Source organism: Pedobacter suwonensis, from assembly GCF_900111825.1.
GTDB lineage: Bacteria > Bacteroidota > Bacteroidia > Sphingobacteriales > Sphingobacteriaceae > Pedobacter > Pedobacter suwonensis.
In genome coordinates, this window is the sequence record NZ_FOJM01000010.1 from 83,042 (window position 1) to 103,307 (window position 20,266).

20 protein-coding genes and 1 pseudogene are annotated in these 20,266 nt (G+C 38.6%); 1 reads left to right on the forward strand and 20 read right to left on the reverse strand.

The annotated features are described in order from the left end of the window. Window positions 1-13 precede the first annotated feature (13 nt). The 20 genes and pseudogenes from nuoK to pckA all read right to left on the reverse strand — a co-directional run bounded on the left by nuoK (window position 14) and on the right by pckA (window position 16,883). Complete coding sequence (nuoK, locus tag BM107_RS14110; RefSeq protein WP_055908793.1) at window positions 14-343, reverse strand: NADH-quinone oxidoreductase subunit NuoK; 330 nt, start codon at window positions 341-343, stop codon at window positions 14-16. Then, complete coding sequence (locus BM107_RS14115) at window positions 343-846, reverse strand: NADH-quinone oxidoreductase subunit J family protein (RefSeq protein WP_090984387.1); 504 nt, start codon at window positions 844-846, stop codon at window positions 343-345. Before BM107_RS14115 ends, nuoK begins: the two co-directional genes overlap by 1 nt. A 130-nt stretch (window positions 847-976) precedes the next feature. After that, a complete protein-coding gene (locus BM107_RS14120) occupies window positions 977-1,480 on the reverse strand; it encodes a NuoI/complex I 23 kDa subunit family protein (RefSeq protein WP_090504254.1) in 504 nt (167 codons plus the stop codon). 2 nt (window positions 1,481-1,482) lie between these two features. Next, window positions 1,483-2,520 carry an NADH-quinone oxidoreductase subunit NuoH gene (gene nuoH / locus BM107_RS14125; RefSeq protein ID WP_090984388.1) on the reverse strand — a complete coding sequence of 346 codons (1,038 nt, stop codon included), beginning with the start codon at window positions 2,518-2,520 and terminating at the stop codon, window positions 1,483-1,485. Further along, window positions 2,520-3,530, reverse strand: coding sequence for an NADH-quinone oxidoreductase subunit G (locus BM107_RS14130; RefSeq protein WP_090984390.1), 1,011 nt, complete (start codon window positions 3,528-3,530; stop codon window positions 2,520-2,522). Before BM107_RS14130 ends, nuoH begins: the two co-directional genes overlap by 1 nt. 209 nt (window positions 3,531-3,739) lie before the next feature. Then, window positions 3,740-4,000 (reverse strand): annotated as a pseudogene (locus BM107_RS25100) (ORF6N domain-containing protein); the annotation flags it as partial. A gap of 262 nt (window positions 4,001-4,262) precedes the next feature. After that, a complete protein-coding gene (gene nuoF, locus BM107_RS14140) occupies window positions 4,263-5,630 on the reverse strand; it encodes an NADH-quinone oxidoreductase subunit NuoF (protein ID WP_090984392.1) in 1,368 nt (455 codons plus the stop codon). Window positions 5,631-5,702: 72 nt separating this feature from the next. Beyond that, a complete protein-coding gene (locus BM107_RS14145) occupies window positions 5,703-6,218 on the reverse strand; it encodes an NADH-quinone oxidoreductase subunit NuoE family protein (RefSeq protein ID WP_090984394.1) in 516 nt (171 codons plus the stop codon). Beyond that, on the reverse strand, window positions 6,211-7,425 hold the full coding sequence (locus tag BM107_RS14150; protein ID WP_090984396.1) for an NADH-quinone oxidoreductase subunit D: 1,215 nt from the start codon (window positions 7,423-7,425) through the stop codon (window positions 6,211-6,213). Before BM107_RS14150 ends, BM107_RS14145 begins: the two co-directional genes overlap by 8 nt. 3 nt (window positions 7,426-7,428) lie before the next feature. Further along, complete coding sequence (locus BM107_RS14155) at window positions 7,429-7,929, reverse strand: NADH-quinone oxidoreductase subunit C (RefSeq protein WP_090984399.1); 501 nt, start codon at window positions 7,927-7,929, stop codon at window positions 7,429-7,431. Then, on the reverse strand, window positions 7,929-8,471 hold the full coding sequence (locus BM107_RS14160; protein ID WP_039472971.1) for an NADH-quinone oxidoreductase subunit B: 543 nt from the start codon (window positions 8,469-8,471) through the stop codon (window positions 7,929-7,931). The genes BM107_RS14155 and BM107_RS14160 overlap by 1 nt, the downstream gene beginning before the upstream one ends. Window positions 8,472-8,713: 242 nt before the next feature. Further along, complete coding sequence (locus BM107_RS14165; RefSeq protein ID WP_090984401.1) at window positions 8,714-9,085, reverse strand: NADH-quinone oxidoreductase subunit A; 372 nt, start codon at window positions 9,083-9,085, stop codon at window positions 8,714-8,716. Window positions 9,086-9,168: 83 nt separating this feature from the next. Then, window positions 9,169-10,890 carry a tetratricopeptide repeat protein gene (locus BM107_RS14170; protein ID WP_090984403.1) on the reverse strand — a complete coding sequence of 574 codons (1,722 nt, stop codon included), beginning with the start codon at window positions 10,888-10,890 and terminating at the stop codon, window positions 9,169-9,171. 78 nt (window positions 10,891-10,968) lie between these two features. Then, a complete protein-coding gene (locus BM107_RS14175) occupies window positions 10,969-11,874 on the reverse strand; it encodes a PstS family phosphate ABC transporter substrate-binding protein (RefSeq protein ID WP_090984405.1) in 906 nt (301 codons plus the stop codon). A 7-nt stretch (window positions 11,875-11,881) separates the two neighbouring features. Continuing rightward, window positions 11,882-12,109 carry a hypothetical protein gene (locus BM107_RS14180; RefSeq protein WP_090984407.1) on the reverse strand — a complete coding sequence of 76 codons (228 nt, stop codon included), beginning with the start codon at window positions 12,107-12,109 and terminating at the stop codon, window positions 11,882-11,884. 6 nt (window positions 12,110-12,115) lie between these two features. Further along, complete coding sequence (locus tag BM107_RS14185; protein ID WP_090984409.1) at window positions 12,116-12,934, reverse strand: energy transducer TonB; 819 nt, start codon at window positions 12,932-12,934, stop codon at window positions 12,116-12,118. An 18-nt stretch (window positions 12,935-12,952) separates the two neighbouring features. Next, window positions 12,953-13,459 (reverse strand): ExbD/TolR family protein, encoded by a 507-nt coding sequence (locus BM107_RS14190; RefSeq protein WP_090984411.1) that lies wholly within the window; start codon window positions 13,457-13,459, stop codon window positions 12,953-12,955. Window positions 13,460-13,462: 3 nt separating this feature from the next. Next, complete coding sequence (locus tag BM107_RS14195; RefSeq protein ID WP_090984413.1) at window positions 13,463-14,080, reverse strand: biopolymer transporter ExbD; 618 nt, start codon at window positions 14,078-14,080, stop codon at window positions 13,463-13,465. Window positions 14,081-14,158: 78 nt separating this feature from the next. After that, window positions 14,159-14,989 carry a MotA/TolQ/ExbB proton channel family protein gene (locus BM107_RS14200; protein WP_090984417.1) on the reverse strand — a complete coding sequence of 277 codons (831 nt, stop codon included), beginning with the start codon at window positions 14,987-14,989 and terminating at the stop codon, window positions 14,159-14,161. 298 nt (window positions 14,990-15,287) lie between these two features. Beyond that, window positions 15,288-16,883, reverse strand: a complete 1,596-nt coding sequence (pckA, locus tag BM107_RS14205) for a phosphoenolpyruvate carboxykinase (ATP) (protein ID WP_090984418.1) — start codon at window positions 16,881-16,883, stop codon at window positions 15,288-15,290. Between the two features lie 920 nt (window positions 16,884-17,803). Between pckA and thrA the strand changes: the two genes are divergently transcribed. Further along, window positions 17,804-20,257, forward strand: a complete 2,454-nt coding sequence (thrA, locus tag BM107_RS14210) for a bifunctional aspartate kinase/homoserine dehydrogenase I (RefSeq protein ID WP_090984420.1) — start codon at window positions 17,804-17,806, stop codon at window positions 20,255-20,257. Window positions 20,258-20,266: the final 9 nt, after the last annotated feature.

A 20,266-nucleotide genomic window follows, 5' to 3' on the forward strand; every position in this document is an offset into this window, starting at 1 on the left:
TCTTATTATATATTTACCACTTAAGGCGATTTAAAACATTAATATCTATCGATTTTGTATTTCTGTAAACCATAACGATGATGGCTAAACCAACTGCAACCTCTGCAGCTGCCAGGGCCATAATGAAAAATACGAAAACCTGTCCGGATGGATCGTTGCTATGCACAGAAAAAGCGGTTAACAATAAGTTAACGGCATTAAGCATCAGCTCTACTGACATAAAGATTACGATGGCATTTCTACGGGTAAGTACACCGATTACGCCAATAGAAAAAATAATGGCGCTTAAATAGATGTAGTGATTTAGCGGAACGCCCTGAAGTTGTGATGTTAAGTTTTCCATTATGCTTCTACCTCATCTCTTTTAGATAATAAAACGGCTCCTACCATTGCTGCCAATAGTAATAGAGATGACAATTCGAATGGTAATAAGAACGGGCCAAAAAGCTCCTTACCAAGATTTTCCACCAATCCCAATCCCGGATTTTTTAAAATCAATGGACTGGAAATACTTGCTGATTTTAAAGAACCGATTAAGGTAACCACCAAACAACCGCCGGCAATCACCCCGACGATTTTAATCAACGGCGATTTACTCGGTTCGGTGTCCTTATTCAGGTTAAGCAACATCAGTACAAATAAGAAGAGTACCATAATTGCCCCCATGTAAACAATAAAGTTTACCACTGCTAAAAACTGTGCGTTTAGCAATACATAGTGAACAGTGAAGGTAAAAAAGGTAAGGATTAAGTACAATACACTGTGGATTGGATTTTTTGCAAAAATCACCAGCAGCGAAAATATGATACTTAATGTGGCTACGAAATAGAATACTTGTGTACTCATTAATTGTTTATTTATTTAATATGTTTTCGTCACCCTGAATTTATTTCAGGGTCTTGTAGAGAAGATGCTGAAATAAATTCAGCATGACGATTATCTTAGTTATAGTGTTCGTGTCCTCACGAACCATTATTTATTTTTTCATTTCCAGTGGTGCCTCTACCAACTTATCTTTTCCGTAAATAAAATCCTTACGTAAATAATCAGCAGGTACAATCGGGCCGTCTAGGTAAATAGCTTCTTTTGGACAAGCTTCTTCACATAAACCACAAAAAATACAGCGCAACATATTGATTTCGTAAGTGGCTGCATATTTTTCCTCGCGGTATAAATGTTTTTCTTCAGGCTTACGTTCTGCAGCAATCATGGTAATGGCTTCAGCCGGACAAGATAAAGCACATAGTCCACAGGCAGTACAACGTTCTTTACCATTCTCATCACGTTTTAGCGAGTGCATCCCTCTAAAGTTGGTCGAAAATTCGCGTTCTACTTCAGGATATCTTACAGTAGCCTCTTTTTTAAATAAGTGACTGATGGTAATGCCCATGCCCTTGGCAATTGCCGGGAGGTACATCCGCTCCATAAAGCTCAAAGGCTTTTGTTCCAGTACTTTTTTCTTATTACTTAATGATTCCATAATTAAAACTTCTCAATAATCGCAATCACAATACCTGTTATTATAATATTGGCAATAGCCAATGGTATTAAACCCTTCCAGCCTAAATTCATCAATTGGTCGTAACGGAAACGAGGGATTGTCCAACGTACCCACATAAAGAAAAAGATGAACATGACAATTTTACCAAAGAAAACAGCTGTACCAATAAGTGGCGCCCAGGTTGGACCTAAGTGCGCAGCAACGTAATCCATACCAGGATAGTTATAGCCGCCCCAATATAAGGCTGCCATTACTGCCGATGATACGAACATGTTGATATATTCTGCAAAAAGGTAAAATCCTAATTTCATTGACGAATACTCGGTATGATACCCTCCAATCAATTCGGTTTCACATTCCGGTAAATCAAAAGGTGCACGGTTGGTTTCGGCAAAAGAACAAACCATAAAGATTAAAAATCCCAGTGGCTGGTACCAAACGTTCCAATTTAATCCATGTTGCTGATCAACAATTTCTTTTAAGCTTAAGGTATTAGTCATTAAAAGCAAAGCAATGACTGATAAGCCCATTGCAATCTCATAACTGATATTCTGTGACGCCGCACGAATGGCACTTAATAAAGAATATTTATTGTTTGAGGCCCATCCGCCAATCATTACACCATAGACACCTAAGGATACTACACCAAAAATGTATAAAACACCTACGTTAATATCGGCAACCTGAAGCGGAACAATTTTACCACCAATTTCCATTGGACTACCCCATGGAATTACAGCGGTACCAATACAGGCACAAAGTAATGCCAAACCAGGACCAACAATAAATAACCACCTGTTAGATGAAGCGGGGATAATCTCCTCCTTCATGAACATTTTAACACCATCTGCCAGGGGTTGTAAAATACCAAAGGGGCCAGCTCTATCCGGACCTAAACGATCTTGCAAATATGCAGCAACCTTACGTTCAGCATAGGTAGAATACATGGCAATAACTAAACTGATGCCGAAAATTACAGCTACCAGGATAAATTTTTCTATAACAAAAGCGCTATCCATTAGTATTTAACTGTTTTATGTAATTCAATTTCATTTGCAGCCTGTAAAGCCTCATTTGGCTGAATTACATGCAAAGGTTTTAATGTTTCGTAGTGGTTAGATGCAATTACCGAAGTATCATCAATGTGTGTTGGACGTTCAATTACCCAATCAGCAGTTGCTTTTTTATCAAAGCGGCAAGTATTGCAAATAAAGTCTTCTACTTCGCCAAACTGATCTTTACGGGCTGTAACACGCAAAACATCTGCTCCTTTATACCAAAGTGTTACCTTACCACTACACTTTTCGTGATCGCAATCGCGGTGTGCATCAACAGGTTTGGTAAACCAAACGCGGTTTTTAAAACGGAAAGTTTTATCAGTTAAAGCACCAACCGGGCAAACATCGATTACGTTTCCTGAAAAATCGTTATCAACCGCCTGCTGGATATAAGTAGAAATTTCTGAATGATCGCCACGATTTAAGATACCGTGAACACGTTTATTGGTAATCTGATCTGCAGTAAAAACACAACGATAGCATAAAATGCAACGGTTCATGTGCAACTGAATCTTATCGCCTATATCTATCCGTTCGAAAGTACGGCGCTCAAACTCATAACGTGTTTTTTGTAAACCATGCTCGTAACCCAAATTCTGCAAATCACATTCACCTGCCTGGTCACAAACCGGACAATCTAAAGGGTGGTTAATCAATAAGATCTCCACCACACCTGCTCGTGCTTCCAAAACTTCTGGTGAAGTAATGTTAAGTACCTCCATCCCATCCATTACGGTTGTACGGCAGGAAGCCACCAACTTAGGCATTGGACGAGGATCTTTCTCCGAACCTTTAGTCACCTTTACAATACAGGTACGGCATTTACCGCCACTGCCTTGCAGTTTAGAATAATAGCACATGGCTGGCGGAACAATATCTCCTCCAATCTGCCTTGCAGCATTTAGAATGGTTGTTCCGTTATCAACCTCTACTGTTATCCCATCTATCGTAACCTTAACTTTTTCACTCATGGTTAATGATATTCTTTTACTTTTTTTTAACTTCTACCGTTATTGCGAGGCAGGAAGCAATCTTTTTTTATTTATTATTTCCCTTTCGGGATTTTATAACCAATTTCTTTCCTTGGCTGTTGTTGTTGCTCCAGTAGTTCATCAAAATACCTGAAGATGACTTCAATGTTTTTATCCTGATTATCTACCTTCTTTTTAATCTTTTCTATTTATAACCTTATTTCTGTGTTGCTTAAAACCATTGTTCTAAGCTGTACAAAAACATCAATAATTTTAATACTTACTTCTACCGCCTGTTTACTTTTCAAAACGTTTGATAGTTGCAAAATACCATGCTCGCTAAATGCAAACGGAAGATACTTTGAATATTTTCCTTGTTCTAAGGTCGCAATTTGCGACCTTAAGCCTTCATTTTCTTCTTTTGTCAATTCGAACATAAAATGTTCAGGTAACCTTTCTATGTTTCTTCGAACCTGTTCTTTAAATCACTTAGTTTCAAAACCAAAGAGTTCTGCTAAATCAGAATCTAACATCACCTTAACTCTTCTAAAAAGATAAATTTTGTTTACAATTATCTCATTAGTAATTATTGATGTCTCTTGCTTCGGCATTTACAAGTTTATTTTCTAAGATCACAAATTGTGATCTTAGGTTTTAATTAAATATCAAACTGATCGCAAATTGCGACCGGCTTCAATTAAATAACTTTCCAAGGCCGCAAATTGCGACCTTTTATTTCTCTTCCGCTACCGGAGCTTTCTCAATCGGTGTTGCATAATTTGCGATACCGTAATTTTGGCTCTGGCTCTTCACCGGTTCCTTAATGTGCCATTCAAATTCATCCCTAAAATGACGTATCGCACTGGCAACAGGCCAGGCAGCGGCATCACCCAACGGACAAATCGTATTTCCTTCAATTTTACGTTGGATATCCCACAATAGATCAACATCTTCCATGGTTCCATGTCCGTGTTCAATTTTGTGCAATACTTTTTCCATCCATCCTGTACCTTCACGGCAAGGAGAACATTGTCCACAGCTTTCATGGTGATAAAAACGGGAAAAATTCCAGGTATTACGAACGATACACTGATCTTCGTCAAAAGCAATGAAACCACCCGAACCTAACATTGTTCCAGTTGCAAAGCCACCTTCTGATAGTGATTCATAGCTCATTAAACGAGGCTCTCCGTTAGCTAATTTTAAAGTGAGGTTAGCCGGTAAAACCGGTACAGATGAACCACCCGCAACTGTTGCTTTAAGGCGTTTGCCATTGGCAATACCGCCGCAATATTCATCAGAGTAGATAAATTCTTCTACCGGTAAACCCAATTCTATTTCATAAACGCCTGGTTTTACTAAATTACCAGATGCTGATATCAATTTTGTTCCAGTGCTTCTACCAATACCGATTTTGGCATATTCGTCACCACCATCGTTAATGATCGGCACTACAGCTGCAATAGATTCAACATTGTTAACCACAGTAGGGCAACCATACAAACCAGCAATAGCCGGAAAAGGCGGTTTAATACGTGGATTACCTCTTTTTCCCTCCAGTGATTCTAACAAAGCAGTTTCTTCACCACAAATGTAGGCACCACCGCCCGGTTGAACATATAATTCTAAATCGTAACCGGTTCCTAAAATGTTTTTACCCAACCATCCGGCAGCTTTAGCTTCGGCAATTGCCTTTTCTAAAATACGGATCTGAGGCATCATCTCACCACGGACATAGATGTAAGAAACCTTTGCACCTAAAGCGAAACTGGAAACAATCATTCCCTCAATTAACGCATGAGGGATGTAAGTCATCAGATAACGGTCTTTAAAAGTTCCTGGCTCAGATTCATCGGCATTGCATACCAAATAGCGTGCAACACCTTCTGGTTTAGCCAAAAAGCTCCACTTCATTCCCGTTGGGAAACCTGCACCTCCGCGACCGCGTAAACCTGATTTTTTAACCTCTTCTACAATTTCTTCCGGGGTTAAGGTTTTCAGGGCTTTTTCCACAGCACGGTACCCGCCTTTCTGGCGATAGACGTCAAGTGTATTGATGCCCGGTACGTTTATATGCTCAAGTAATAATTTACGGCTCATTATTTATAGATATGAGATGTGAGATATGAGATGTTAGACAAATGCCTGATCTCATACCTCAAATCTAGTTTCTCAAATCTTATTTTTTAAATCTTCAATCAATTTATCTACACTTTCGGTAGTTAAGTTTTCATAGAAAGTATACTCCGGGCTAATCTGCAACACCGGGCCATAACCACAGGCAGCTAAACATTCAACCCCTCTAAAGCTGAATAAACCATCAGGAGTAACTTCTCCTTCCTTAACACCCAATTTGTTTTCCAGGTGGCTTAGTATTTTCTCGGCACCCACCAGGCAACATGGACCGGTACGACAAACCTCCAGGGCGTATTTACCTTGCGGTTTTAGAAAATACATGGTATAAAATGTAGCTACTTCATAAACTTCAATCGGCTGAATGTTTAAATATTCAGCAACCTGATCCATAGCTGAAGTAGGCACCCAAAGAAACTCAGCCTGCACCAAATGTAATAATGGCAATAAAGCTGATTTTTGTTTTCCTTCTGGATAACGGTTTTTTACTTCATCAAATTTGGCCAGCAATTCTGATGAAAACACTACAGGTGTTTGTTCTTCTACTTTAAGCATCTAATTCTCCTGCAATAATATTCATACTACTCATGTTGATAATGGCGTCAGACAATAACATGCCTTCGCTCATCGGTGCAAACATCTGGTAGTTTATAAAACTTGGTCTGCGGAAGTGCAAACGGTATGGGGTACGGCCACCATCATTTATCAGATAGAACCCTAATTCACCATTTCCACCTTCTACAGCGTGATAAACTTCTGCTTTCGGCGCATCAATTTCGCCCATCACAATTTTGAAGTGATAGATTAACGCTTCCATATTGTTGTAAACTTCCTGCTTTGGAGGAAGGTAAAATTCAGGAACATCGGCGTGGAAAATACCCTTTGGTTCTGTTTTTAACTTCACAACGGCCTGTTCAATAATGCGGACACTTTGCCACATCTCTTCATTACGTACCAAATATCGGTCGTAAATATCACCGCTTGTACCAACAGGTATTTCAAAATCGAAATCCTGATATGAAGAATAGGGATCGCTTACACGAACATCATAATCTACTCCTGTTGCGCGCAATAATGGGCCGGTCCAGCTATATTCTAAAGCAGTTTCTTTACTCACTTCTGCAACACCGGCCGTTCTGTCAATAAAAATACGGTTACGCGTTAACAGATTTTCGAATTCTTTTAATGCTTTAGGAAATTCTTTTAAAAACTTATCGATTTTGGCAAAGGCAATATCATTGAAATCTCTTTCAAAGCCACCAATACGCCCTATGTTTGTGGTTAAACGGGCACCACATACTTCCTCAAAGATTTCGTAAATATGCTCACGGAACTGAAAAAGATATAGGAAAGTGGTGGTAGCTCCTGTATCCTGACCGATAATCGTATTACAAATAATATGATCTGCAATACGCGAAAGTTCCATAATAATTACCCGAAGATAATCTACACGTTTCGGTATCTGAATATTTAACAACTTCTCAACCGTCATGTGCCAGCCCATATTGTTAATAGGCGAAGAGCAATAATTTAAACGGTCGGTAAGTGGCGTAATCTGATAAAACGGGCGATGCTCAGCAATCTTTTCGAAAGCCCTGTGTATGTAGCCAATAGTAGAAACGCCGCTTACAATACGTTCGCCGTCCAACTGCAGAACATTTTGAAAAACGCCGTGGGTTGCAGGGTGGGTTGGGCCTAAGTTTAGGGTTACCAGCTCACTTTGCGGGTCGTTATCTGTAAATACCGGATGGTTATGATTCATAGTTTACCTTCCAAAAAATTCGTCTTTTTTATCTACCCTGTTCGGATCTTCCAATGGATATTGCTTCAACATCGGGTGAACGCCCAAGTCATCCATATTTAAAATACGGCGTAAATCAGGATGGCCTTCAAATTTAACCCCGAAAAGATCGTAAGTTTCACGTTCCATCCAGTTGGCACCTTTCCATAAAGTTGTTGCCGTAGGGATAGTTGGGTTCTGCTCTGAAATAAACACTTTAATTCTAACCCTTACTTTTTCAACCATGTTATGCAAATGGTAAACCACTGCAATACCATGATCCTTACCAGGATAATGAACCGCTGTAATATCAGTAAGGAAATTGAATTTTAATTCTTCTTTAAGATGTGAAAGCACATTTACGATAACATCTTTATAAGTTACAAAAGTTAATAAACCATAAGGCTCAGAAACAGCAGTAACCTTTTCGCCAAACTTTTCAGTCAGTTTAACGTGTATGTCGTTATTTAGCGTGGTTTCTTCCATTATTTAATGCCGTATTGACCTAAGAGTTCTTTGTAATAATCAGAATTTCTTCTTCTGCCCGACTCGTTCTTCACTAAATCCTGAATGCGCTGGAAACCATCTAAAATGGCTTCTGGTCTTGGCGGGCATCCCGGAACATAAACATCCACGGGAATCACTTCATCGATGCCTTGTAATACCGAATAAGTATCAAAAATACCACCACTACTCGCACAGGCTCCAACTGCCATTACCCAACGTGGTTCTGCCATCTGGATATAAACCTGCTTTAATACCGGAGCCATTTTTTTCGCAATGGTACCCATAACCATTAACACATCTGCCTGACGGGGAGAGAAACTCAAACGCTCTGCACCAAAGCGACCTAAATCGTAGTGAGAACCCATGGTTGCCATAAACTCAATCCCACAACAAGAAGTTGCGAAAGGTAGAGGCCATAATGAATTTGACCGGGCCAAACCAATCACCTTATCTAAAGAGGTGGCAAAATAGCCAGGCCCTTCGGTTCCTGGAGGCGCATCAACTATATTAATTTCACTCATGTTTATAAACAAAAAATGCTCATCCCTTCAAAGAATGAGCAACAAATTTACAATATTTAAAAGGCAAAAAAGCGAGCTTTACCTGATTTAGAACCTTTCTAAATAAAAAAACCGCTATAGGTTAGTGTAAGTGATACACCTCCCGGTTTATAGCTGGCAATTTTCAGTTTACAGTTATTAAACTGGCGATAATTAACCGCTAATTGTGGACTGATAACTGCGAATTGAAACCTGGGAACTGATTAGTTCCAGTCTAAAACCTTTTTCTTGATTACGTAGATAAAACCAAGCAACAAGGTACCCATAAAGATGAACATTTCAATCATTCCATCCATTTTTAATGCACGGAAGTTAACTGCCCAGGGATACATAAAGATCACCTCTACATCAAATAATACAAAGAGGATGGCTACTACGAAATATTTGATTGAAAAAGGCTGGCGTGCATTACCTATTGATTTTACCCCCGCTTCAAAAGTCTCCAGTTTATCGCTGGTTTTGCGTTTCGGCCCTAAAAAGTGGGTAGCAACCAAGGTAGTTACTACAAAACCTAAAGCAACAATTACCTGAAATATAATTGGTAAAAAATCTATAGCTGAACTTTGCGCTTGCATAATTTTTATTTTAGTGATGCAAAAGTAAAAGAAAAAGGCAGAGTAACCAAACTCTGCCTTTTCTAAATTATTTAACTTTAAAATTATTTGCCTTTACCTTTGGCTTTTGAAGCCGCAGCAGGTGACTGCAATTCTTTAAGTTTCGCTGACGCAAAAGGACCTTGAGGGTCTAGCGCTATACTTTTATTTAAAAAGTCAATAGCTTTAGCTTTATCTTTATCAGCATAATACGCACCAAGATAATCGTAAGCTTCTACAAGGTTTGTTTTATTGGCTGCCTGTTCTTCTGGTTTAACCAAGCTAATATACTTTTCAAACAATGGAATTGAAGCATATTTTGGATTTGCCTTATCATCTAAAAGATTGGCAATCCTAGCCCTTGTAAAATAACCCAATGCAAATTCAGGAGAAACTTTATTTAAGTGACTTAACGCTGAATCAGCCTCAACTAATGCAGCTGTATTTAAAGGTTTTTTTTCTCTTTGTGCAAAATATCCTTCCAAGAACCTGGTTTGACCAATATAGTAGTAATTGGTTAACGAACCTTTACCATTTGGATTATATTTAGTTGCTAAAGTATAAATTTCAGCAGCTTTACCATATTTTTTAGCTTTATATAGCGCTAAACCTGCTTCAGCCAAGGCATCTGCATTAGTTGAATCGATTTTAGCTGCTTCAATAATATTATTTACACCTAAACTATCCTGTCCAGCCTTTAACTGAGCTTTACCTAAATAAAGGTAATCATTAGCTAAAATTTTAGATTTATCCTTTTCTTTCGCAAAAAATTCTGTCAAGCTTGTTAATGCCTGAGGATAGTTACCATTTTCATAAGCTGCCCAACCTTTCATCCTGGCAACAACATTACCTTTAGGGTCATTTGCAGGAACCTGTAACGATGAAGCTACTTGCTCTAATGTTTTATAATCTTTCGCATAAAATAAGAACTGAGCATACCGCAATTGAGACTCTAACGATTTATCCGTTAGATCCATGTATTTTTTATAATTCTCAATTGCTTTTGCTGCTTTTTCTTTATCAACACCAAAGCTACTCCATTGTAAATATAACTCACCTAACTCACGGTAAGCCGGACCATAATTTGGATCAGCTGCAATTACATCCTGTAGTTCTTTTTCTCCTTCAGGAAAAGCCCTGGATTCTTTATACATCTTACCGATTTGCGTTTTAGCTCTCCTGTTGTTCGGATCAACATCATTTACACGCATGTAGGGGCCTAATGCTTCAGAGTTTTTCTTTTGTAAAGCGTAAGCATCACCTTGAGCCAGGAAAACCTCAGCATCTTTATCTTTTGAATCCAATTCATCAGCTTTGGTAATATTGGCTAATGCATTGGTAAAGTCAGGTTTTGATACATCATCACTTGGTTTGTCCTGTGCTAAATAAGCTCTACCGATATACAAATAAGTTTTGTAATCTTTAGAAGCCAATGCTACAGCTTTATCAAAATTAGTTTTTGCAGATGTTGGATCATTAGATAATAAATCTGCTTCGCCCAAACCAATTAAGTTTAGGTTGTTTTTAGGATCAGCGGTAAGCCCTTTGTTAAATACGGCCCTAGCTGAATCAATATAACCGGTTTTTAAATAAACCAAACCAAGATTGTAATAATTATCACCATCTGAAGCTTTTGAACTCACCAACGATTTAAGCATTGATGATGCTTTTTGATATTGCTCCGCGTCGATGGCTTTTTTCGCGTCATTTAAACTTTGAGCAAAAACTGCAGAACCCATCAACACCAAACCTACATTTAAGGTTATTGCTTTCTTTAAAATTTTCATCGGATATCCTGTTTTTTATTTAATAAAAATGAAGTGCCTCTATAGATTTACTTCGTGGTTCAATTTATAATTTTTAATTTAATTTCCTTTAGTCAGGTTAATTTGTCTCGGCATTAATTTATGTGGGCCAAGTCCAGATTTAAGTACAATCAATTGCCCTCTCTGACTTCTTAACCATGTTGCAAATCCTGTGCCTAAACCGTCCCTTCCTTCGCAATCAATAATATTGATATTTCTCAAGAAAGGATAAACGCCATTAATCAAGTTATCTTGAGTTGGTTTATAGAACTGATCATCTCCCGCCTTACCTTTCAAATTCTTCACACCCAACACTTTTATCTTCGAAAGGTATTCGCTCAGCTCTGTATCTTTGCCCGTAATCCAATTTACGCCTAAAATACCAATAAAATTTTTATCTTCTGCAATAAGTTTAATTACTTCCTTGCTAGAATTTTTTGAATAAACACCTGTAGCTGGAAACTGGCTGATATGGGCCAACTCTTTAAAATACTGAAAGGTACTGGAATAAGCATTATCAAATACCAGTTTTTTATCTGATTTCTTCCCTTGCAAAATATCAATAACCTCTTTAACGTTAATTGTACTATCGATATTGCCTTCGTTGGTAATTAAAGCAATACCATCAATAGCAAAACGCGAAGTATTGATTTTAATCTGACGTTGGTTGTAATATTTTTCTTCTGCCTTTGTTAACAATCTTGGCAAAACGATTACCCTTACACTATCATTCAAAAAAGCAGGTAATAATTTTTCTTCAGGTTTAACTGTAGCCTGAAATCTGGCATCCGGATAATCTAAACTAAAAATATCGATCTGATTTTGAACAATCGGTCCAACACTTTCATCAACCAATATTTTTAATGTACCACTTGTTCTCGTTTCTTTAACAGCAGCCGCCTTATTTTTGCGCTTGCAGGAAACCAATAAAGCCAGTACACAAAATATTAAAAGAATTTTTTTCATTAAATGATTAATCGCGCCTACCAAGGCTTAAAAGTCTTACAAAAGCATAAATAATAAGGAAGATACCAATTGTAATCCGCCCCCATTCCGGAATGGCACTCAACCGAAGTGCAATAGGTTTATAAAATACAAATGCGATACCAAGTATTACATAAAAGATAAACATGATAAGGCCTAAAATGAGCAAAAACCGCTGTTTAGGCGATTTTTGCTTAAAGATATCGAAATTTAACATTTACGATTAGTTCAATGTAAAGTTAACGTTGATGTTATATTTTACCCTTACCGGCTTACCATTCTGGATACCTGGATTCCAACGTGGACTTGCTTTCAATACACGGATGGCTTCTTCATCAGTTCCGCTACCCAAACCACGGGTAACTGTGATATCAGTTAGTTTACCATCTTTTTCCACAACGAAAGATAAAAATACTTTACCCTGAACGTTGTTTTCTTGTGCCATTGGCGGGTATTTTATTGCTTTACCTAAGTAGGCATAAAACTTAGAGATACCTCCCGGGAATTCTGGTTGTTTCTCGATACTCACAAAGTCGTAAACTTTATTATCATCAACCGCAACAGCAGCTTCTCTTTTGGGTCCTTCTCCTACCGGTTCAGCGATATTAATCTCTGCGGTCGGATCACCTTTGATATCTCTCTGACCTGGATCAGCTTCCTTCAATTTTTCAACCGTAGGTGGTTCATCACGAACCTCAATATCAGGTTTTACAATTGGAGGTGGCATTTTCACCTGGTCAACCTTTGGTGGCGGTGGCTCTACCGGTGGCGGTGGAGGTGTTTCCGGATTTACCGGTGGTGGTGGAGCTAAAATCACTTCCTGTGCTTTTACCTGTTCCTCTTGCTGATCTATTGAGCCTTTGATAAGACTATAGATTTTTGGAGTAAAAAATAAAATCAGGAAGACAATAGATCCAATAATTAAGGCTCTTGTAGTATTAGCACCATTGGTTTTACGCAATTGATACGCACCATAGCTTTTGTTTTTATCTTCAAAAACCACTTCAAGCCATTCTTTTCTGAATATATCTAACTTCGACATAAAATTGGTTTTATTTGATTATAAAATTCCCTTTTCTCTCATGAACTGCTTCTCATTATCAAGGATATTATCATCATCAATCTGACGAACCTTTACTTTAAGAATCTCTAACTCGTCCATAATATCCACAAAGTTCTGAAAGGTAGAACCTGATGTTGGTTTTACAAGTACAACGAAGTCGCCCGCAACACCCGAAGCATCAGCTGCTTTTCTATTTTTTACGATAGCATCTTCAATCTGTGAACCTGATTCAATTGTTGGTGCGCTTTCGCCAGCTACTCCCATGTACCAAGCTACTTTATTGTTTTTACCCAATAAAATGGTCATCGTTTTACTTGCTTTCAGCTCTAATCTATTTTCAGGTAACTTCTCGTTTTTATCCGGCTTTGCAATATCCATCGCTTGTGGCGTAGAGATTACTGTTGTTAAGATAAAGAAAGTTACCAAAAGAAACATTAGATCCACCATTGGGGTCATATCAACCCTTGGCGTGGCTTTCTTCCCGCCCGTGTTTAATTCTGCCATTTCTTATTTCTTCTTTTTAGCTTCAGAATTAGTTACCAACAAAAATTTGTTTACACTTTGTTTCTGAAGTACATCAATAATCTTTTTCACAACTGGATACTCTTCTTTAGCATCACCTTTGATACTGATACGCATATCCTGATTGTTGATTTCTTTTGTAGCCTTACGTGCATTCAGCACCCAAGCATTTAATTGATTATCGGTTGAGTCAGCAGGAATACCTGGCTGAATGCCTGGTTTCATGCGGTCGCCCGCGTTCATCGCAATTAACTGCTTTAAGCTCTGAATAGGAACACCGAAACTTCCGATCCCTGAGAATCTAACCGTTTCTTCTGGCGTAAATTTTACACCATATTGTTCGCCCATCAGCTGCAATGTTTTTTCTCTCACTTTTGGTCCTGCTACTTCAAAGAAAACTTTTCCCTGGCCAATGGTCAATATCGCATTGTTTTCTACCGGCACCTTAAACTCATATGTAGATGAGGGTGTAGAAACAGCTAGGGGTTCTGGTTGTCTTGCCGTAGCAGTTAAAATGAAGAACGTAAGTAACAATGCCGCCACATCGCACATTGCGGTCATGTCTGTTACTGTACTTGTTCTTTTTACTTTAATTCTAGGCATAATTTTTTTTACTAGTTTTAATAATGATGATCTTTTTTCCGGTTTTCCATAAAGCCGGTAAAAATTTTTTCAAAATTCTTATTTATGCGAACTAGCGTATGTTTGAACGATGCTGAAACCAGCCTCATCGATTGCGTAAGTTAACTTATCAATTTTAGATGTTAAGATGTTATACATGATGATCGCTAAAGTTGATACCGAGATACCTGTCATGGTATTGATCAAGGCCTCAGAGATACCTACCGCTAATGCTGCCTGATCCGGAGCACCAGAGTTAGCTAAACCGGCGAATGCACGGATCATACCTGTTACTGTACCCAATAAACCGATCAAAGTACCGATTGATACCAAAGTAGCGATGATGGTTAAGTTTTGCTCTAACATTGGCATTTCTAAAGCTGTAGCTTCTTCAACTTCTTTTTGGATAGCAACGATAGATTGCTCAACATCCATATTAGTATCCGCTTCAACTTCACTGTATTTTTTCAAACCAGATTTAATTACGTTAGCAACTGAACCTTGTTGTTTGTCGCATTCAGCTTTAGCTGCTTCGATATTACCTGAATTTAATAAACCTTTTACTTTAATAATGAAAGTATCTAAGCTTGATTTACCACTGGCTTTACCGATAACGATTAAACGCTCGATAGAGAAAACGATTGTTGTTAATAATAAACCAATCAAAACGGCAACAATAGGACCTCCTTTGTAAGCTGTACCTGGATAGTTGTTTGGTAATGGTAAGTTTTCGTTGTTGTTATCGATAAAGTTCGACGGATCTCCCAATACATATTTCCAAATCACGAATCCGATAACGATACAAATAGGAATAACTAATGTTGCGAAAACATTTGAAGCACTAGAAGAGCTCTCTTTTTTAACAGTTGCTGGTTTTGGTGCGTTTGCCATTTTTTTTTGAATTTTTAGTTTTAGTTCTTGTTTTTAATTTTTAGCTGTTTGTTCTTTTTGTATTACACTCAACGTTTCATATTCGATATTGTTGCGAAAAACAAATTTATAAATTGATTTTAAATTACAAATTAATAAATCAATAAGCAATTAAATCGTTACTTAGAATTTTGTTCCGCTAAATCACCACCGTGTATAACAAAAAAATTGCCCCAGCCGAGGCAATTCTTTCACAATAAAAACTAAAAAAAAATCGAATTGCAAATTTTTCGTTCAAAAAATGCATTTTAAAGCACATTTAACATAATTTTAACGCCACGTGACTGCTTTTTGGCACTTTTGTCAGGTCGAACTGCTTAAAATTCTCTGTAAAAGCATTTAGTAGTTCATAGGCTTTTAAAAAGTATTCTTCCTGATTATCCCATGTTTTGGCGGGATCTAAAATTTCATCCGGCACCCCAGGGCAACTTAATGGCATCATCAGTCTAAATACATGGTGTTGCCTATATCTGTTATGATCTAAGCTGCCATCCAAAGCTGCGGAAATCATTGCCCGGGTGTACCTTAATTTCATCCTTTCCCCTACGCCATAAGGACCTCCGCTCCAGCCGGTATTCACTAACCACACGTTTACCTGATGTTTTTCCATTTTCTCGCCCAATAATGCGGCATATCTGGACGGATGCAGCGGTAAGAAAGCCTTACCAAAACAAGCCGAAAAAGTTAATTGAGGCGCTGTTATGCCGGTTTCCGTTCCAGCTACTTTTGCCGTATAACCGCTTATAAAGTGGAACATCGCCTGCTCTACATTTAACTTTGAAATGGGAGGTAATACCCCAAATGCATCTGCAGTTAAGAAAAAGATGTTTTTTGGAACAGCTCCTATTGAAGGTAAGATGGCATTATCAATATAATCTATTGGATAAGCCACGCGGGTATTTTCTGTTTTACTGATATCAGTATAATCAACCTGTTGCGTACCCGGGAAAAAACCAACATTCTCCAATAGCGATCCAGATTTTACTGCTTTAAAAATCTGTGGTTCTTTCTCTTCGCTTAAGTCCACACATTTAGCATAACAACCGCCTTCAAAGTTAAATACCGAATCTTCGCACCAGCCATGTTCGTCATCGCCAATTAATCCTCTTTCCGGATCAGCTGAAAGAGTGGTTTTTCCTGTCCCGGACAAACCGAAGAATATAGCGGTATCGCCATTTTTACCCCTATTGGCTGAACAGTGCATGGATAAAGTATTATGATATACTGGCAGAATAAAATTTAAAACAGAAAAAATTCCTTTTTTTATTTCACCTGTATAACCGGTTCCGCCGATCAAAATCATTTTTTTGGTAAAATTGATGACCGAAAAATTCTGCTGTCTGGTTCCATCAGATACCGGATCGGCTAGAAAACCTGGTGCAGCAAGGATCGTCCACTCTGGACTTGCCCCCAATTGATCTTCCGCGGGGCGAATAAACAAATGATGGGCAAAAAGATTCTGATAAGCCGTTTCCGTAATTACCCTGATGGACATCGCATATTCGGGATGGGCGCAGGCGGAAGAATCGCGAACATAGATTTTCTTATCTTCCAGATAATTGGTTAGCTTATAAAATAGCTGATCGAATTTTTCAGGAGAGATTTTAATGTTTACATCTCCCCACCAAACCTGATCGATGGTGATGTCGTCGCACACAATAAACCGATCTTTAGGAGAACGCCCGGTAAATTTTCCCGTGTCAACGGCAAGCGCCCCTGAAGTGGCCAACATACCTTCTTTATTTAATAAGGCTTCATCAATTAATTCCGTTGGAGATAATTGGTACTTTACAGCAATGTGATCGCCTAGATTTAAATAGCTTAAATCTGGCGTTTGCAGTTTCTTTTTGCTCATAACAATAAGTTAGTTAGTGCCGCAAAGGTAAAGACTTATTCTGTACAAAAACGAGTTTTAAAACTTAATTTTTTACATATTGTAGCAAATACACTATGATTTAATTATCTGATTTTAAATAGATTAAAACCATTTTTTAAACACAAAAAAAATTAAAAATATACACTAAGTAAATTAGATAAATGGTTTTAGTAATGTTTAATCCTTACGACCACACCTACTTATAAGGATTTAAGAGGTGACGCTTCTTTGATTAAAAGATCAACTCTAAGTCCCATCTATGGATATACTCTTAAAAGCATCGGAGCAGGCTAACCAAGGGAGGGGATAATTAGGCGCTGGAAAGGCGAATAACTTAGATAGCAGCAACAGCACGCGTTAATTAAACCTGATAAAAGTGGAAGCTCCCGATCTCACAGACAGTAAAACAGCAATACCATCAGGACTTTAGCGGTTAGCAGGGCTGCAATGCCCAAAGCACTACTGAAGCACCTTTTTTAATAAAAAAGTGTCTCCCATACCTTATTGTAAAACCGTCAGTAGCTTTTTTTGCGCCTTTGAATATATTTCCCGAAGACCGAGATAATATCGCTATTGCATTTACTTAAACGTTTTAATAAAAATTTCGAAATAAAAATTAAATAACATTTGCATTTTAAAAAAATAATCTTCTACTTTACGGTGTATAAAGTACACCAAGACAAGATGAATTTTACTTCAATTATTACAACGATTATTATTACCACCGGTATAAACCAGCGGGGCTAATTTGTTGTAAATTGAAAAAACATAAAACACAGAGCGTCCCGATGAAAATCGGGACGCTTTTTTTTTTAAACCATGCTGAATGAAACCTGCAAAAACGTGCATTTCAAACCAACGTTGAACGCAGCAACAAACAGTTAAACCTCATATCAATAATGAAAGTACTCAAATTCGGCGGCACATCCGTAGGTTCGGCCGAGAACATTAAAACGCTTTTACGCCTGGTTGGCGAAGAAAAAAAGAACAATAATCCGGTAGTTGTATTATCGGCAATGAGTGGTGTAACCAATTTACTTACCGATATGGCCGAAATGGCTGAACGTGGTGAAGATTACGACGCACACTTAAAAGAAATTGAGGCCAAACACTTTGCTGTCATCCGCGCCCTTTTGCCTGCGGCAGCACAAAACCCGGTGTTTACCCGTCTGAAGATCTTTTTTAATGAATTGGAAGATTTACTGCAGGCCGTAACCAATCTGCGTGAATTAAGTTTACAAACTAAAGATCAGATCTTGAGTTATGGTGAACGCTGCTCCACCTTTATGATCAGCCATATTGCGTCACAGAACATTGGCGGTTCGCTTTATGTAAATGGATCTGAACTGATTAAAACCGACAGCAACTTTGGACAGGCAAAGGTTGATACTGAATTGACTGAACTGCTGATCAACAATTTTTATCAGGAAAATAAAGACCAGGTACTTTTTGTAACTGGTTTTATCGCCAGCAATGCTGCTGGCAGGGTTACTACTTTGGGCCGCGGCGGTTCTGATTATACCGCAGCGGTTTGGGGTGCTGCATTGAATGCGGAAGAAATAGAAATATGGACGGATGTTAACGGTATGATGACTGCTGATCCCCGTATGGTTAAAAAGGCTTTTTCATTACCTGAACTAAGCTATACCGAGGCCATGGAACTGAGTTATTTTGGGGCTAAAGTAATCTACCCGCCAACTATGATCCCAGCTTTTATGAAAAGGATTCCGATTGTGATCAAAAACACTTTCGAGCCTGATTTCGCTGGAACCTACATCAAAAGCGATGTAAAAACATCAAATCTACCCATTAAAGGAATTTCTTCTATTGATCATATCAGCATCATCAACCTCACCGGAAGCGGTATGGTGGGTAAAGCTGGCTTTAGCGGACGGTTATTTTCCCTGCTTTCGCGCGAACAGATCAATGTGGTATTGATTACGCAATCTTCATCAGAACATAGCATTACTTTCGCTGTTAAACCAACAGATGCTTCGCAGGCCATTTCCTTAATCAAAAAAGAATTTGAGCTGGAACTGGATGCTAAAAAACTGGAATTGCCAGAAGTTGAAAATAACCTTGCCGTTTTGGCCATTGTTGGCGAAAACATGAAACGCACGCCGGGAATGAGCGGACGTTTGTTCAGCGCTTTAGGTCGTAATGGTATTAATGTAAGGGCAATCGCTCAAGGTTCTTCAGAATACAACATCTCGGTAATTATCAGTGCAGCTGATCTATCTAAAGCGGTAAATGCAGTACATGATGCCTTTTTTACCGAGCTGAAAAGAACACTGAACGTTTTCTGTTTAGGCACCGGAAACATCGGCAAAACCCTATTTAATCAGTTGAAAGAGCAAATGCCTTTTCTCGCTGCCAATAACGATCTTCAGGTGAAGGTAACAGGCATCAGCAATACACGCAAAATGATCTTCAATGCCAATGGGCTTTCTTTGGAAAACTGGGAAACAGAACTGAACACTGATGGTGAACAGGCAGATTTAGCCGGTTTTGTTGCTAAAATGAAAGCCCTAAATTTGCCCAACTGTGTTTTTGTTGATAACACGGCAGCAGAACAGCCTATCGAATTTTACCAAGGCATATTTGAAAGCAGTATTTCGGTAGTTACCTGTAATAAAAAAGGCAACTCGGCAGATTATGCACAGTACAAATCATTCAAAGATACTGCCCGTAAATTTGGCGTTGACTTTTACTACGAAACCAACGTTGGTGCAGGCTTACCGATTATCCGTACACTGCGCGAACTGATGATGAGTGGTGATAAAGTAGCACGGATTGAAGCTATTTTATCAGGAACGATTTCTTATATCTTCAATAACTTTAAAGGCGACGCCGGTTTTTACGAAACAGTAAAGGAAGCACAGGAACTGGGCTACACTGAGCCAGATCCCCGTGACGACCTAAATGGAAAAGATTTTATGCGTAAGATGCTGATCCTTGCCCGCGATGCTGGTTATCCATTAGAAGCCAGTGATGTAAAAATCGACAACATTTTGCCTGATGCCTGCTTAAATGCAGCATCTGTTGAAGACTTCTATTCAGAATTACAGGCCAATGCAGCTTACTTCGAGAATTTAAAAAACACCGCAGCTAGCGAGGGAAAGGTTTTACGCTATATCGGTAAACTGGAAGATGGCAATGTAGAAATCAGCCTGCAAATGGTAGATGACAGTCACCCTTTTTATATGCTATCGGGCAGCGATAATATTATCTCTTTTACTACAGATCGCTACAAAACCCGCCCATTGGTAGTAAAAGGCCCTGGTGCTGGCGCCGAAGTGACCGCCGCCGGAGTTTTTGCCGATATCATTAACGTAGGTACTTTAAATAAATAGCTTAGCCAA